This window comes from Actinopolyspora biskrensis (assembly GCF_013408175.1).
In the GTDB taxonomy this organism is placed as follows: domain Bacteria; phylum Actinomycetota; class Actinomycetes; order Mycobacteriales; family Pseudonocardiaceae; genus Actinopolyspora; species Actinopolyspora biskrensis.
Genome location: NZ_JACBYW010000005.1, coordinates 136,420 through 152,160, shown reverse-complemented (window position 1 = coordinate 152,160; position 15,741 = coordinate 136,420). Strand labels below are relative to the sequence as shown.

Genomic DNA, 15,741 nt, shown 5'->3' with positions numbered 1-15,741 from the left:
GTGAGCGGACTCTCCGGGGGAGTCCTGCGTGCGGCCCTCGTGGCGGGCTCGGCTACCGGCACGTGAGGCGGGACCGGTCCGAGGAGCGCTCGGAGACCGGCAGTTCCTTGGCGAAGCACCTGCTGTCCGGCTCGCAGCGGTGAACACCGAACTTCGCCGTCTCGTGGTAGCCGGAGGAACGGTACAGGCCGATCGCCTCCGGCTGCTGCAACCCGGTTTCCAGCACCATCCGCCTCCGCCCGGCGGAGGCGGCTTCACGCTCCAGCTCCGCCATCAGGGCGCGGGCGCAGCCCAGACCACGCGCCGAGGGGACCACGTACATGCGCTTGAGCTCGGCGTCACCGTCCCGGAACCCGTCGGTGCTCGCCTCCTGCCCGCGCCAGCCGCCGATGGCCACCGGCAGTTCCGCGTGGTAACCGATCAGGAACAACCCCCTCGGTGGCAGGAAGTCCGCAGGGGTCAGCGGGGTGGTGTCCGGGCCGCCGTAGCGGTGGAGGTACTCCTGCTGGAGCTGTTCGATCAGCTCAACGGCATCGGGGTGATCGTAGGCGCCGGTCTCGATACGCACCCCGCCACAATATGGGGATCCCCGGGTCGCGCTCGAGGGAAACCCCCTCCGGGCGTCGTCTCGACGCTTCCCGGAGCGCCCTGGTGACCGGCACAGCCGCGCGGACTCACGACGCCCAAGGCGCGACACTGCTCGGCGGGGCGGACTCCAACCACGACAGGAAACCGGTCAACGCGTCGTCGCCCATCGCGACCTCGATGTCCTCCTGCGACCTGCCCAGGTGCAGCACGAGCGACCCCGCCGGCATCGTGTAGGCCTCTGCCCTGGTGGGGTGACGTCGGTCGGATATCACTATGTTGCCGCGGTTGAGCACCCAGTCGGGACCGGAACGCAGACTCAACGCGCGATACCAGGCGAACTCCTCACCCCGGTAACGCGCCACTCCCAGATGCCATCCCCGACCGGGCTCACCGCGATGCACGCGAAGCGCGACCTCGATCCCGCCGGCGCGCAGATTGCGCAACCGCCTACGCGCGAGAAGCATCCCGCCGAGCACGAGGAGCACGGCGAGAACAGCCAAAGCGAGCAGAACGGCGACCAGCACGATCGAGGCGCTCATCTACTACGACCGTCAGACGGAGTAGCCCGCCACTCGTAGCCTGGACCGGGCTCGTACCCTGGTCTGCTCATCATCACCCTCGGCCTCACGGCGCGCGGCAGCGACGTCTATTTCCTGCGCCAGCTCGGCGGACTCCGCGAGAACGCTGACCACACCGCTGGCCACAGAGAGGAAACCACCGTGCACGGCGGCCGTGACGGTCTCGTGCTCCGGGGTGGTGATCTTCACGACCCCACCTTCGACCAGTTGACCGAGCATCGGCTCGTGTCCAGGAAGAATGCCGATTACACCCTCGGTCGTCTGGGCTACCACACTGGTCGCCTTACCGGACCACAGGCGGCGCTCCACGGCGACCAGCTCGACGGACATCTCGGCCACGCGTGTCTCCTTTGTCGGTGTGTCGTCGTAGTCTATCCGATGGATCGGGCACGTCCGAACACAGGCATGCGGACGATTGAGCAGGGCAACCGCGGAACGGGTGCCGCCCTCTGCCGAGGACGGCACCCGACTTCCACTCGAAAGGAGCGGAGAAATTCACTCCTTGGTGTACTTCTCGTAGGCCGCCTGCAGATCCTCGAGACCACCGATGGACAGGAACGCCTGCTCCGGGTAGTGATCGAACTCGCCGTTGCAGAGCTTGTCGAACGCCTCGATGGTCTCCTTCAACGGAACGAAGGAGCCCTCCTGGCCGGTGAACTGCTTGGCGACGAAGAAGTTCTGCGAAAGGTAACGCTCGATCCGGCGAGCCCGGTTGACCGTGACCTTGTCCTCTTCGGACAGCTCGTCCATGCCGAGGATGGCGATGATGTCCTGCAGCTCCTTGTACTTCTGCAGGATCTGCTTGACCTGCTGGGCCACCCTGTAGTGGTCGTCGCCGACGATCCGGGGCTCCAGGATGTTGGAGGTGGACGTCAGCGGGTCCACCGCGGGGTAGATGCCCTTCTGCGCGATGGAACGGGCCATCTCCGTCGTCGCGTCGAGGTGCGCGAACGTGGTGGCCGGGGCCGGGTCCGTGTAGTCGTCGGCAGGCACGTAGACCGCCTGCATCGACGTGATGGAACGCCCCTGCGTCGAGGTGATCCGCTCCTGCAGCGCGCCCATCTCGTCGGCCAGCGTCGGCTGGTAACCGACGGCGGAGGGCATCCGGCCGAGCAGGGTGGAAACCTCCTGGCCCGCCTGGGTGAACCGGAAGACGTTGTCGACGAACAGCAGAACGTCCTGGTTCTCCACGTCGCGGAAGTACTCCGCCATCGTCAACGCCGACAGGCCGACCCGCATACGGGTCCCCGGCGGCTCGTCCATCTGGCCGAAGACCAGGGCCGTGTTGTCCAGCGCACCGGACTCTTCCATCTCGACCCAGAGGTCGTTGCCCTCACGGGTGCGCTCACCGACACCGGCGAACACCGAAGTGCCACCGAAGTTCCTGGCGACACGGCGGATCATCTCCTGGATGAGCACCGTCTTGCCGACACCGGCACCCGCGAAGAGACCGATCTTGCCGCCCTGGACGTAGGGCGTGAGCAGGTCGATCACCTTGATGCCGGTCTCCAGCATCTGGGTCTTGCCCTCGAGCTGGTCGAAGGACGGCGGATTGCGGTGGATGCTCCACCGCTCCGCCTCCGCCGCGTGGCCCGGGGCGTCCAGGCACTGGCCGAGCGCGTTGAAGACGTGGCCCTTGACCTGGTCCCCGACCGGCACGGAGATCGGTGCTCCGCTGTCCGTGACGGGGGCGCCGCGCACCAGCCCCTGCGTGGGCTGCATCGAGATGGCGCGCACGACGTTGTCACCGAGGTGCTGGGCAACCTCCAACGTGAGGCTGTTGGACATCTCCGCTGCCGTGATCTCGACGGTCAGCGCGTTGTTCAGCTCCGGCACGTGGTCACGGGGGAACTCGACGTCCACCACCGGGCCGAGGACCCGGACGACGCGACCGGTGCCAGTAGCCGTGCTAGTGGCAGTAGCAGTCATGTCACTCACTTCCTGCAGACGAGAGCGCCTCGACACCACCGACGATCTCGCTGATTTCCTGGGTGATCTGGGCCTGGCGAGCACGGTTGGCTTCACGGCTGAGGTTCTGCACGATCTCGTCCGCGTTGTCCGTGGCCGACTTCATCGCGGTCCGACGTGCCGCGTGCTCGGACGCCGCTGAATCCAGCAGTCCGGCGAACAGGCGAGTGTTGATGTATTTCGGGAGCAGTGCCCGGAACAGGGTCTCCGCGTCCGGCTCGAAATCGTAGGCCGGCCGCACCCCCTCGCTCTGGGTGTACTCCACCTCCAGCGGAGCGATCCGTCGGATGACCGGCCGCTGGGTGAGCATCGAGACGAACTCGGTGTGCACCAGATGGATCTCGTCCACCGCGAGCACGCCCTCGTCGTCCTCCGAGCTCCCCTCCTTCTTCGCCTCCTCGGTGCCCTGCATGAACGCCTTCACCAGGGTCTCACCCACGTCCGCCGCGTTCGCGTAGTCCGGACGATCGGTGAAGCCGCCCCAGCTCTGCGTGATCTCCCGGTTGCGGAACCGGTAGTACGTCTCGCCCTTGCGTCCGATCACGTACAGCACCGGGGTCTTGCCCTGCTGCCGCAGCGTGTTCTGCAAGTCCTCGGCGGCACGGATCACGTTGGCGTTGTAGGCACCGCAGAAACCGCGGTCGCTGGTAACCACCAGCACGGCGGACCGCTTGGAGCTGTCCCGTTCCGTCAGCAACGGATGGTCGAGCGGGCTGGCATCGGCCAGTGCCGTCAGCACCCTGGTGATCTCCTCGGCGTAGGGCCTGGAGGCCTCCACCCTCGCCTGCGCCTTCATGATGCGCGAAGTGGCGATGAGCTCCTGCGCCTTGGTGATCTTGCGGGTCGACTGCACCGACCGGATGCGATTGCGTAGTTCGCGAAGCTGAGCCATGGCTATCCGGTCACTTCTCGCTGTCCCCGGAGGCGGGGCGGTTGACCTTCACCGTCTCCTGCTCGACCTGGTCGGCCTCGACGGTGCCCGCTTCCTCGTGCTGCGGGAGAACCGCGCCGCCCTCGGACGTGGTGAACTGCTTCTTGAATTCCGTGACGGCATCGTCGATGGCCTTGGCACCGTCGTCGGAGAGCTTCTTGCTCTCGACGATGTCCTTGAGCACGGTCTCCTGGTTGCGCCGCATGTGCGCCAGGAACTCCGACTCGAAGCGGGCCACGTCGCCGGTCGGGAGGTCGTCCATCAATCCCTTGGTGCCGAGGTAGAGGGAAACGACCTCCTCCTCGACCGGGAAGGGCACTCCCTCACCCTGCTTGAGGACCTCCATCAACCGGGCACCGCGGTCCAGCTGAGCCTTGGACGCGGCGTCCAGGTCCGAGGCGAACGCGGAGAACGCCTCCAGCTCGCGGTACTGCGCCAGTTCGATCTTCAACGAACCGGTGACGCTCTTCATCGCCTTGATCTGCGCGGAACCGCCGACACGCGACACCGAGGTGCCGACGTCGATGGCGGGGCGCTGACCGGAGTTGAACAGGTCCGACTGCAGGAAGCACTGCCCGTCGGTGATGGAGATGACGTTGGTCGGGATGTAGGCCGACACGTCGTTGGCCTTGGTCTCGATGATCGGTAGTCCGGTCATCGAACCGCCGCCCATCTCGTCGGAGAGCTTCGCGCAGCGCTCCAGCAGGCGGGAGTGCAGGTAGAAAACGTCACCGGGGAAGGCCTCACGTCCCGGGGGGCGCCGCAGCAGCAGCGAGATCGCCCGGTAGGCCTCGGCCTGCTTGGTCAGGTCGTCGAACACGATCAGGACGTGCTTGCCCTGCCACATCCAGTGCTGCCCGAGGGCCGAACCCGCGTAGGGGGCCAGCCACTTCAGACCCGGGGAGTCGGCGGCCGGGGCGGCCACGATGGTGGTGTACTCCATCGCGCCGGCTTCCTGAAGGGTACGCTGCGTCCCCGCGATCGTGGAGCCCTTCTGGCCGATCGCGACGTAGATGCAGCGCACCTGCTTCTCGGGGTCGCCGCTGTCCCAGTTGCTCTTCTGGTTGATGATCGTGTCGGTGGCGATCGTGGTCTTGCCCGTCTTGCGGTCGCCGATGATCAGCTGCCGCTGACCGCGACCGATCGGGGTCATCGAGTCGATGGCCTTGATGCCGGTCTGCAACGGCTCGTTCACGCCCTGGCGCTGGACCACCGAAGCGGCCTGCAGCTCCAGCTCGCGCTCCTTCTCCGACTCGATCTCACCGAGACCGTCGATGGGCTCGCCGACCGGGTTGATCACCCTGCCGAGGAAGTTGTCGCCGACCGGCACGGACATCACCCTGCCGGTGCGCCTGACCTCCTGGCCTTCCTCGATCTGGTCGGCTTGACCGAGGATGACCGCGCCGATCGACTGCGCCTCGAGGTTCATCGCGACGCCGTAGATGCCGCCGGGGAACTCCAGCAGTTCCTCGGTCATGACCGAAGGCAGACCCTCGACATGGGCGATGCCGTCACCGGTGTCCGTGACGACCCCGACCTCCTCGCGGCTGACCTCGGGTGAGTAGCTGGAGACGTACTTCTCGATCGCACTGCGGATCTCGTCCGACGAGATCGTCAGCTCCGCCATGTCTCGTTCCTGCTCTCGCTTCGTTCTGTGGAAAAAAGGGGCGGCCCCCTGTCCGGCCGCGAGCGGTGACTGCCGCCCGTCAACCGGAGAGGTCGCGCCGCAATGCCTGCAGCCGTCCGGACGTGCTGCCGTCGATGACTTCCTCACCGACCCGAATGACCAATCCGCCACCGATTTCGGGGTCCACTTCCAGGTGTACCGCAATCGGCCGCGCGTATATGCGTTGCAGCGTGTTGGCCAGCCGCTCCTGCTGCTCGTCACTGAGCGCGACCGCCGAACGAACGTGGGCGACCGAGCGTTCCCTGCGCTTCGCGGAGAGCTCGGCCAGTTCCTCCAGCCCCTCACTGAGGTGGCCGCCCGGCGACCTTTCGACCAACTGCCGCACCAGGCGCTCGGTCACATCCTCGACCTTGCCGCCGACCAGTTGCCCGACGACGGCCCCTTTGCCCGCGGAATCGGCGGTGGGATCCGACAGCAACCGTTCCAGCTCCGGTTGACCGCCGATGATGCGGCCCAGCCGGAACAGCTCGTCCTCCACCGCGTCCAACCTGCCCGCACGCTCCGCCTGAACAAGCAGGGCGGTACGGGCGAGCCGTTCGAGGCCGTGCACCAGATCACCGGGGTTGGACCAACGAGCGCCCGCTACCTCCACCACCACCGGCAGTGAACGGGCGCCGAGCTGGTTGCCCAGCAACTCGCGGACCAGCCCCTGCCTGGACTCGACGGGGGTGGCGGCATCGGCGAGAGCGCGCCGGAGAGCGGACTCGCCGCGCAACAACGCGGCGACTCCGAACAACTCGTCGGCGAGCCCGGTGATCTCCGCGGGTCCGGCCCCATCGGTGGCCTGCAACAGTTGCAGCTCGCTGGCTGCCAGTGCATCACGACTCGCGGCGTTCACGAGGGTGCTCAACTCTGCACGCCTTTCTCTCCTGGGCCCATCACTCAAATCCCTTCGACCTAGGGCCGACCGGTGGGCACCGCTCAGCTGCTGGTCGACGTCGACGGTGCGGAGGTGGACTCCAGCTCGTCGAGGAACCGGTCCACCGTGCGCTGAGCCCGGTCCTCGTCCTCGAGGGACTCACCGACGACCTTGCCCGCCAGATCCACGGCGTGCCGACCGAGATCGGCTCGCAGTTCCGCGATGACCTGGGCCTTCTGAGCAGCGAGCTGAGCCTGGCCCTGATTGATGATCCGGTCGCTTTCCTCCTGGGCCTGCGACCGCATCTCGTCCAGGATCTGCTGTCCCTCGGCGCGTGCGTCGTCCCGGATCCGGGCGGCCTCGGCACGGGCCTCGGCCAGCTGCGCCTTGTACTGCTCCAGCGTGCGCTGGGCCTCGGCCTGCGCCTCCTCCGCCCGCGCGATGCCGCCCTCGATCCGATCGCTGCGCTCCTTGTAGAGCTTCTCGAAGCGAGGAACGGCGTACCGGTGCAGGACGAACAGCAGGAGGGCGAAGGCGACGAACCCGACGATTATCTCGGTCGGGGCGGGCAGGATCGGATTGTGCTCCGATTCCGCCAGCACCAGGTGTTTCTTCATCTGGACTTCTCCCAACGCGTCAAGCAGTCAAACTCAAGCGGCGGAGGCGATGAAGTAGATGACCAGGCCGATCAGCGCCAGCACCTCGACGAGGACGAAGGAGATCCAGGCGATGCCCATCAGCTGGCCCTGGGCCTCCGGCTGGCGAGCGGTTCCGTTGATGACAGCTGCCCAGATCAGACCGACGCCGACACCGGGACCGATCGCACCGACGCCGTAGCCGATGGCGGCGAGACCCGGGTTGATGTTGGCTGCGCTTTCCGCGGCCTGTGCAAGAACGATGTTGCTCACTGTTACTACCTTTCAACTCGGTCCGCTTAACGCGGATCGGAGGTCCCGATCTGTCCTCAGTGCTCCTCCGCGAGTGCAGCACCGATGAAATTGGCGGTGAGCACCGCGAAGATGTACGCCTGCAAGACCTGAATCAAGGCCTCGGCGAAGGTCAGAATGATCGCGAAGGCGAAGCTGACGATGGAAACCGGCTTGAGCAGCGCGCTCGCCTCGATCAGCAGGTAGTGCCCGCCGAGGGCGAACACCAGCAGGATGAGGTGGCCGGCGAACATCGCCGCGAAGACTCGGATGGCCAGCGCTACTGGCTGGAACAGGAACTTCTGCAGAAACTCGATCGGAGAAAGCAGGATGTAGACCGGCTTGGGGACTCCGGGAGGGAACATCACGTGCTTGAGGTAACCCAAGAAGCCGTGGCGTTTGAACCCGACCGTGTGGATCACGATGTAGACCATGATGAACAGGGCGATCGGGAAGCCGATCTTGGCCATCGTGGGGAACTGGATCAACGGGATGATCCCGAAGAGGTTGTTCACCAGGATGAACGTGAACAGCCCGAAGATCAGCGGGATGAACCGCTGGAAATCCTTCGCACCGATCTGATCCCTTGCGATCGTGTTCCTGCTGAAGTCGTAAAGGTACTCCGCCGCGAACTGGCCCTTGCCAGGCACCAACTTGAGGTTGCGTGTGGCGATCAAGAAGTACGCACCGACGATGACAGCCGAGAGCACTACAAGCACGATCGGCTTGGTGACTCCACCAAAGATCGGCGGGAGAAAAAAGCTATCGACACCGGGCGGCTCGAACGTGCCGCCCTGGCTCAACACCAGCGCGCCCAACTGGGCTCCTTCCGGTTCTCCCGGTTGGAGCTAACTCCACCGGGGGAATCGTCACGATTTGCACTCAACGTACCTGATACACGATCGAGGACGTAGGGGCCCTCCCTCAGGGCGAGGTCCGCCAGGCGAGGTCCGCACGGGCGAGCCGGAGCTTCCCGCGACGAAAATCCCCTGCTCAACGACCCGAGCTTCTTGCGCGACAAACCCTACCATTTGGTAACAAAAAGGGTATACCCACCATTTCACACCTGAGGGGGGTGGTCGCTACTCCATCAGGAGTCGTTCGCTAAGGCGATCGTGGGAATCTTGGTCTTGCGAAAAGCGTATACCTCGGCAAATGCCCAAACCAGAACGGTGGCGAGTATGGTGATCGCCACAGCGGGAACGTGAACAGCGGTGAAGACCCGGAGCAGAGTCACCACCACGAACAGCACGATCATCTTCCCGAGGTAGCCACCGAGCGCGGCGACCATGACGAACATCGGGTGCGAATCCGCCGTCGCCCGCATCAGCCACAGGGTCAGCAGCGAGGAAGCGGAAGCGACCACCCCACCGACCAGCGCGCCGACCAGCCCCTGGGCGCCCACCCAGAAAGCCCCGACGACCGCACTGACCAGCACGGTCGCCACAGCGGGCCAGACGGCCGTGCGCAGCATCGCGTCGGCGAGCTTGCGGACCGCGGAGGCATGCGGGTTCGACTCCGCCCGCCGGGGCGACTCATCGGCCACTTCGGTTGCTTCGCTCATCGCTTCTCCCGCCCGGAAGCACTACCTGGTCCTCATTCGGGGTATCGCGGACACGATACCCGCCACGACCACCGCGACCCCGATAGCCCACGCCACCAGAGCCACATCCTCGAACAACGTGAGCGACACGGCGCCGAACGCGACCACGCCGGCCCACAGGTAGATCAGCAGCACGGCGCGTCGTTGCGAGTGCCCGAGTTCGAGCAGGCGGTGGTGCAGGTGCATCTTGTCCGCGTGGAACGGGCTCTTGCCCGCCCTGGTCCTGCGAACCACCGCGAGGCTCAGGTCCAGCAGCGGAACGAAGAGCACGGCCGCGACCACGAGCAACGGGGCGAACAGTCCGAAGGCGTCCAGACTGGTCGGGTCCATCTTGCCCGCCGCCGTCGTACTCGCCGAAGCCAGCATCAAACCGATCAGCATCGACCCGGAATCCCCCATGAAGATCCTGGCCGGCTGGAAGTTGTAGGGCAGGAACCCCAGGCAGGCCCCGGCTATGGTCGCCGCGATCAGGGCGGGGGGGTACGCGGTGACGTCACCCCCCTGGTCGCTGAGCAGCCCCAGGCAGAACGCGCAGGTCGCGCTCGCGGCGATCAGGCCGATCCCGGAAGCCAGACCGTCCAGCCCGTCCACGAAGTTCATCGCGTTGACCATCGCCACGGTCAGCACCACCGTCAGCAGCTGCCCCTGGTTCCCGCTGAGCACCAGCACCGAACCCGACTCACCGCCCTGGCCGCCCGGCAGCATGTACCACTGCAGCCCCATCAGCACGAGGATCCCCGCCGCCGTGACCTGCCCGGCCAGCTTGGTCCACGAGTCCAGTTCGAAACGATCGTCCAGAGCCCCCACCAGGGTGATGAGCCCGCCCGCGATCACCACGGCCAGCGCGTCGTTCGAGTAGTCGAATCCGCGCGAGAGCGCGGGCAGGTTCCCCGCCAGGAACATCCCGCCGAGCACACCGGCGTACATCGCGACTCCCCCCATGCGGGGGATCGGGGTGCGATGCACGTCACGGTTCCTCGGGTGCGCGACCGCTCCGATCCGGACGGCCAGCAATCTGGTCAGGCCGGTGAGCAGAAAGGTCACCGCGGCGGCGGTGAGGCAGACGAGCAGGTACTCCCGTGCGGGCACCCCGGCGGGTGCCCAGGCTGGAACGGTGTCCATGGCCGCCGCCTCAACCACGCGCGGGCGAGCGGTGCACGGCAACGTCCGAATCCCACGGCGACACAGTCACTGTTGGCGGCTCCTCGCGAATATCTCCGGCGGGCAGAAAGAGCTGGAACTGGGCACGCCCGCGGTCGTCACCGAACACCGGGTGTCGGGAAACCGGCAGCGTCGCCCACGAGTCGCATTCGGTGGTTCACGCTACCGAGCGCTCGATCCGTCGACCGAACGGGTCCGTAACGACACCCGACGAACGGACTCACCCGTTCGGACGAGGCCACACCGCCGCGGGCCGCGCGGGCCCGTGCTCGGGGCTCGTGCGAATCGGGGTAGCACTCGCTCGGTCGGACCCGGTCGCCGGGTAAGTTCCGAAGCCGCCTGTACTCACCCTGCCCATCGGCACCGCCGCACGAACCGGTCCCCGGGCCCGCTGAGAACCTCTAACGAGAGGCTGTTTCCTGCCCGAGCGCTTGGAGCCTACGCGGGCCGAGGAGATCCGGTGCGTGAGTCGGATGCATTGCGAGGCGGGAGGGCACGTGGCGTGGGCCGCTACTCGAGGTGCCCTCCAACGCAGCAAGGCGCCGACTCACGTGACGGCTACCCGACCGGCTCAACAAAGTTCTGTTATGAGTTATTAAAAGCCCTTACTCGACCGGCAGTTCCACTCCCAGCTCGGAGGCCAGCTCCGCACGGCTGACGGCCCCCTCGCGCAGCACTCGGGGACGCTGTCCGGTCAGATCCACGATGGTCGAGGCGACCGGTTCGCCCGAGGGGCCGCCGTCCAGGTACACCGGTACGGACTCCCCCAACTGCTCCCGGGCCTGCTCCACCGTCGTGGCAGGCGGGTTCCCCGTCGTGTTGGCGCTCGAGACAGCCAGCGGACCGACGTCGCGCAGCAGGTCCAGCGCGACCGGATGCAGCGGCATCCGCAGGTTCACCGTTCCGCGGGTCTCTCCCAGGTCCCAGGACAACGAGGGCGCCTGCGGCAGCACGAGCGACAGGCCACCGGGCCAGAACGCTTCGATGAGCGCCCTGGCCTGCCGGGGAACCGACATCACCAACCCGTCGACCGTGTTCCACGAACCGACCAGCACCGGAACCGGCATGTCGGGACCTCGCCCCTTTGCCGAGAGCAACGCGCGAACGGCCTCGGGATCGAACGCGTCCGCCCCGACTCCGTAGACCGTGTCCGTGGGAAGAACGGCGAGTCCGCCACCACGCAGCGAACTCGCGGCCCTGTTCAGTCCGGCACTGCGACTGTCCGGACTGTTGCAATCGTAGACCGTGCTCACGGCATCAAATCCTGGCACGACCGCCCGCGGCGGGTGCGAGTGGTACGCCCCGAGGCCTTCGGGCAACATGTTCACGGCGATCGGCGAACCACCACCGCGTCGAACTCCTCCGTCCGGAACTCCCCGGACGCGTGTTTTTCGCACCGCTTCGCCGCACGAGCACTGACAGGACTTCACCGGGGGTATTCGTTCGACAGTTCCGAGGGCGTCCCGTGGCGCGGGCAGCGCCGAAACGACCACTCCCGCGGTCCGCACCGCCGCGGGAGCTCCCGACCGTGCTCTCACGAGGACGGCCCCGACGTCGTGCGGACCACACCACCCGATGTCGGGCACGCCCGCGAGACGGCGGGAGGTCCCGCCGAGCGACCGCCCACGACGACCGAGCCGACGAAGCACTACTGATCACCGGGGTGACCTCCGGGGGCGAGCCCCGGGGCTCCCGTTTCTGGAGGACGAGCGATGACCGCCCCGCCGCAGGGTGTCCAGACCGAACAGCTCGGGTTTCAGGCAGGTACGATCCGCTACCACCACGCGGGCACCACGGGCCCCGCCGTCGTGCTGCTGCACGGTGGCGGCATCGACAACGCGCTGCTCAGCTGGCGGCACGCCATCGCCCCGCTCGCCGTCGACCACCGGGTTTACCTTCCCGACCTCCCCCGGCACGGCGGAAGCAGGAACTGGTACGGCAGGGTCGGCCAGCGCACGCTGGAGGAAGTGCTGCGCTGGCTGCTCGACGCCTGGGGGGTCGAACGCGCCGTGCTGATCGGAGCCTCGGTCGGCGGCAGCGCCGCGATCGGGTTCGCGCTGCGGCACCCGCACCGGGTGCGTGGCCTCGTGCTCGCGGGTTCGGAGGGACTGCAGCACCGCGCTCCCGGACAGCTCACCACCTATCTGAAGTTGCGCTCACGGTTCTTCGGCACGACGGCGGCCAACGTGCTCGGGCTGCACCGCGGACTGTCCCGCCGCCACCTCCTCAGCGGAGTCCTGAACGATCCCGGCGAGGTGATCGACCACGAGCAGCTGGTGGACGAGTTTCACGAGGAGCTGCGCGGGAGCGCGTCGCTGTTCTCCGACTGGTACTCCGAGGCCGTGGAGCGCCGTGGCATGCGGATCAATCATCTGCCCTACCTGGGAAACCTCCGCTGCCCCGTCATGTTCGTGCACGGGGAGCGCGACGAACGTGTTCCGCTCTCGACGGCGAACGAGGCAGCCGCGGCGGTAGCGGGTTCCACACTGCGCGTACTGCCCGGCGCGGGGCACTGGTGCCACCGCGAAAAGCCCAACGAGTTCAACGCGGCCGTGCGCGAGTTCGTCAACGGCACGCTGTGAACGCCCGCGCGCCGTCATCACCCGAACCGCTCCCGGCCGGGATCAACCGCTCGGCGGCTCCTCCCCGGATTCACGACGGGCCGTGGCGAACCTCGGCCGTCCCGCCAGGTCGTTGTGTGCCCTGACGTCGGTCAACGCGGGGCGAGCCGCCAGCAAAGCAGGCACCGACCCTCCGTGCGTGTCGTCGTGCTCCACGGCGACCCCGCCACCGTGGCGCAGCAGCCGGGCGGCGTGGGCCACCACGTGACGCAGCACCTCCAACCCGTCCCGGCCCGCGAAAACCGCCGCGGGCGGGTCGTGATCACCGACCTCGGGCGGGACCGGGGTTCCCTCCGGGACGTACGGGGGGTTGCAGACCAGGAGGTCCACACCCTCCTCCCGCTCCGCGAGCAGCCCCGGATCGGTGACGTCCCCCTCGAGCACGTGAACCGAGGTGTCACCGGCCTGCCGCCGCCGTTCGGCGTTGCCCCGCGCCCAGGTCAACGCAGCCGGGTCGTTTTCCACCGCGAGCACCTCGGCGTCCGGGCGCTCGTGGGCGAGCGCCAGGGCGAGGCCCCCCGATCCGGTGCACAGATCGGCGACGACGGGATTCCGGAGACCGCGCAGCCGGCTCAACGCCCACTCCAGCAGCTGTTCCGTCTCCGGCCGTGGGACGAAAACCCCGGGCCCCACCGCCAGGGTCACCCGTCCGAACGCGGCCGTACCGGTCAAGTGCTGCAGCGGAGTCCTGGAGGCCCGTTGCCGGACGAGCTGCTCCAACGAGTCGACCACGGACTGGTCCACCAGGGGAAACATCATCAACTTGGTGCGTTCGACTCCGAGCAGGTGAGCAGCCAACATCTCGGCCTCCGCACGTGCGGAGGGGATCCCCGCCGCCGTGAGGACGCGCTCGCCCTCCAGAATCGCCAACCGCAACGGCTTTCGGTCCACAGTCGTAGCCTAGAGTCCCTCCACCGGATGAAGCGGGCCGCCTCGGCGCTGCCCGCCGAAACCCCTTCCGGGCTCGGGCCGAGGGGATCCGGCGCGTGAGTCGGATGCGTTTGCGAGACCAGGCTGGTCAGCCACGTAAAAGCGCTCCTCGGGAGCGCCCGGAACTCCGAAGGAGCCCTTGAAGCGGCGCCGGCCGCTCGCGACCACCCACGCGGTCGGCACCGCCACGCGGAACGAGCCGGGAGATCAATCGTCAGACCCCGGCTTCCATCCGTTCCTTCCGGTCGGCCTCGCGCAACGCCGCCAGCACCGAGTCGAGCTCGCCGTCCAGCACGTGGTCGAGGTTGTAGGCCTTGAAGTTGACGCGGTGGTCCGAGATCCGGTTCTCGGGGAAGTTGTAGGTGCGCACCCGCTCCGAGCGGTCCACGGTGCGAACCTGACTGCGCCGGGTCTCGGCGGCTTCGCGCTCGGCCTCCTCCTCGGCCATGGCCTGCAGCCGCGCGCGCAGCACCTGAATGGCCCGCGTCTTGTTCTGCAGCTGGGACTTCTGGTTCTGGCAGGCCACCACGATTCCCGTGGGCAGGTGTGTGACCCGCACCGCGGAGTCCGTGGTGTTCACGCTCTGCCCTCCGGGGCCGGAAGAGCGGTGCACGTCGATGCGGAGGTCCTTCTCGTCGATCTCCACCTCGACCTCCTCCTGCTCCGGGTACACCAGAACGCCAGCGGCGGAGGTGTGCACCCGCCCCTGGGACTCGGTCACCGGGACTCGCTGAACGCGGTGAACGCCACCCTCGAACTTGAGCTTGGCCCAGACACCCTCGATCCCGGGCTCGCCCTTCGATTTCACAGTGGCGATGACGTCCTTGTACCCGCCGAGCTCGGATTCGGTGGCGCCGAGAACCTCGGCTTGCCACCCCTGCCGCTCGGCGAAGCGCAGATACATGCGAAGCAGGTCGCCGGCGAACAGCGCGGATTCCTCGCCGCCCTCCCCGGATTTCACCTCGAGCACGACGTCGGAACCGTCCCGCGGATCACGCGGGGCCAGCAGTTCGGCGAGCCGTTCCTCCAGCTCGGGAATCCGGGACTCGAGCTGCTCGGCTTCCCGCGCCAGGGCGGGGTCCTCCCCCGCCAGTTCCCGCGCGGTGGACAGGTCCGAGCGGACCTGGTCGAGCTCACGCGCCGTGCGCACAATCGGTGTGAGCTCGGCGTGCCGCTTGCCGAGTTTCCGTGCCCGCGCCTGGTCGGCGTGCACGTCCGGGTCCGCGAGCCGTCCCTCCAGCTCGGTGTACTCGGCGAGCAGCTCCTCGACCCTCGAGGTCTCCACGGTGCTCCCCACTCTCGCTGCGAGTCCGATACGAGAACGGCGCCCGCCAACGGAACGAGACGGGCGCCACGGACTCGGCTACTTCTTGGTGCGGGCGTTCTGCGGACGCCGACCGTAACGAGCCTCGAACTTGGCGACACGGCCGCCGGTGTCCAGGATCTTCTGCTTGCCCGTGTAGAACGGGTGGCAGTTCGAGCAGACATCGACGTTGATGTGGCCCTCGGTCTTGGTGCTCCGCGTGGTGAAAGTCTCCCCGCAGTTGCAGGTGACCTGCGTTTCCACGTATTCGGGGTGAATGCCGCTCTTCATGATCAATCCTCTCCTCGTGGCACCGGGTCCTCGTGGTGTCGACCAGAGGTGAACCGGAGCCGGAACGGGTCCCGATTTTGCCAGACCGAGACCGTTGACCTGCAACGCAGGGTGCGCACCACGTATTCCCTCCCCGCAGGGGTCGTGCGTGCGGAGTTCGACGGCGCGGACGGCGGGCGACCGGACTCGCGGTCACGGTGGAACGCCCACTCGGAAAAGAGCGGATCGCGTGGGATCCGAACCGTTCACCCGTTGACGAACGGTGCCTGCCCCGCCCGGAACGATCCGACGAGGA

General features: G+C 67.3%; 17 protein-coding genes. 1 reads left to right on the top strand and 16 read right to left on the bottom strand.

Annotated features, from left to right (window positions below):
- Window positions 1-52 precede the first annotated feature (52 nt).
- The 13 genes from FHR84_RS14125 to FHR84_RS14065 all read right to left on the bottom strand — a co-directional run bounded on the left by FHR84_RS14125 (window position 53) and on the right by FHR84_RS14065 (window position 11,554).
- Window positions 53-568 (bottom strand): GNAT family N-acetyltransferase, encoded by a 516-nt coding sequence (locus tag FHR84_RS14125; protein WP_179535987.1) that lies wholly within the window; start codon window positions 566-568, stop codon window positions 53-55.
- Between the two features lie 106 nt (window positions 569-674).
- A complete protein-coding gene (locus FHR84_RS14120) occupies window positions 675-1,127 on the bottom strand; it encodes a DUF2550 domain-containing protein (protein WP_179535986.1) in 453 nt (150 codons plus the stop codon).
- Window positions 1,128-1,139: 12 nt separating this feature from the next.
- Window positions 1,140-1,505 (bottom strand): F0F1 ATP synthase subunit epsilon, encoded by a 366-nt coding sequence (locus FHR84_RS14115; protein WP_017973633.1) that lies wholly within the window; start codon window positions 1,503-1,505, stop codon window positions 1,140-1,142.
- A 156-nt stretch (window positions 1,506-1,661) separates the two neighbouring features.
- Complete coding sequence (gene atpD / locus FHR84_RS14110; protein ID WP_179535985.1) at window positions 1,662-3,095, bottom strand: F0F1 ATP synthase subunit beta; 1,434 nt, start codon at window positions 3,093-3,095, stop codon at window positions 1,662-1,664.
- Window position 3,096: 1 nt separating this feature from the next.
- Window positions 3,097-4,026 carry a F0F1 ATP synthase subunit gamma gene (locus FHR84_RS14105; protein ID WP_179535984.1) on the bottom strand — a complete coding sequence of 310 codons (930 nt, stop codon included), beginning with the start codon at window positions 4,024-4,026 and terminating at the stop codon, window positions 3,097-3,099.
- Window positions 4,027-4,036: 10 nt separating this feature from the next.
- Window positions 4,037-5,692: a F0F1 ATP synthase subunit alpha gene (gene atpA / locus FHR84_RS14100; RefSeq protein ID WP_179535983.1), complete on the bottom strand. Its 1,656-nt coding sequence runs from the start codon at window positions 5,690-5,692 to the stop codon at window positions 4,037-4,039.
- Window positions 5,693-5,771: 79 nt separating this feature from the next.
- Complete coding sequence (locus tag FHR84_RS14095) at window positions 5,772-6,602, bottom strand: F0F1 ATP synthase subunit delta (RefSeq protein ID WP_179535982.1); 831 nt, start codon at window positions 6,600-6,602, stop codon at window positions 5,772-5,774.
- A gap of 71 nt (window positions 6,603-6,673) precedes the next feature.
- Window positions 6,674-7,228, bottom strand: coding sequence for a F0F1 ATP synthase subunit B (locus FHR84_RS14090; protein ID WP_179535981.1), 555 nt, complete (start codon window positions 7,226-7,228; stop codon window positions 6,674-6,676).
- 33 nt (window positions 7,229-7,261) lie between these two features.
- Window positions 7,262-7,519, bottom strand: coding sequence for an ATP synthase subunit c family protein (locus tag FHR84_RS14085; RefSeq protein WP_017973627.1), 258 nt, complete (start codon window positions 7,517-7,519; stop codon window positions 7,262-7,264).
- Between the two features lie 56 nt (window positions 7,520-7,575).
- Window positions 7,576-8,355: a F0F1 ATP synthase subunit A gene (atpB, locus tag FHR84_RS14080; RefSeq protein ID WP_026152132.1), complete on the bottom strand. Its 780-nt coding sequence runs from the start codon at window positions 8,353-8,355 to the stop codon at window positions 7,576-7,578.
- A gap of 272 nt (window positions 8,356-8,627) precedes the next feature.
- A complete protein-coding gene (locus FHR84_RS14075) occupies window positions 8,628-9,101 on the bottom strand; it encodes a Cg1360 family ATP-synthase-associated protein (protein WP_179535980.1) in 474 nt (157 codons plus the stop codon).
- 21 nt (window positions 9,102-9,122) lie between these two features.
- Window positions 9,123-10,262: a glycosyltransferase family 4 protein gene (locus FHR84_RS14070; RefSeq protein ID WP_179535979.1), complete on the bottom strand. Its 1,140-nt coding sequence runs from the start codon at window positions 10,260-10,262 to the stop codon at window positions 9,123-9,125.
- A 644-nt stretch (window positions 10,263-10,906) separates the two neighbouring features.
- Complete coding sequence (locus FHR84_RS14065; protein ID WP_179535978.1) at window positions 10,907-11,554, bottom strand: L-threonylcarbamoyladenylate synthase; 648 nt, start codon at window positions 11,552-11,554, stop codon at window positions 10,907-10,909.
- Window positions 11,555-12,013: 459 nt separating this feature from the next.
- Between FHR84_RS14065 and FHR84_RS14060 the strand changes: the two genes are divergently transcribed.
- Complete coding sequence (locus FHR84_RS14060) at window positions 12,014-12,883, top strand: alpha/beta fold hydrolase (protein WP_179535977.1); 870 nt, start codon at window positions 12,014-12,016, stop codon at window positions 12,881-12,883.
- Window positions 12,884-12,925: 42 nt separating this feature from the next.
- On the opposite strand, the gene prmC is transcribed toward FHR84_RS14060, so the two are convergent.
- The 3 genes from prmC to rpmE form a co-directional block, all read right to left on the bottom strand.
- Window positions 12,926-13,813 (bottom strand): peptide chain release factor N(5)-glutamine methyltransferase, encoded by an 888-nt coding sequence (gene prmC / locus FHR84_RS14055; protein WP_179535976.1) that lies wholly within the window; start codon window positions 13,811-13,813, stop codon window positions 12,926-12,928.
- A gap of 253 nt (window positions 13,814-14,066) precedes the next feature.
- Window positions 14,067-15,137: a peptide chain release factor 1 gene (gene prfA / locus FHR84_RS14050; protein WP_179535975.1), complete on the bottom strand. Its 1,071-nt coding sequence runs from the start codon at window positions 15,135-15,137 to the stop codon at window positions 14,067-14,069.
- Window positions 15,138-15,215: 78 nt separating this feature from the next.
- Entirely contained in the window at window positions 15,216-15,446 is a 231-nt protein-coding gene (gene rpmE, locus FHR84_RS14045; protein WP_142075280.1) for a 50S ribosomal protein L31, read from the bottom strand.
- Window positions 15,447-15,741: the final 295 nt, after the last annotated feature.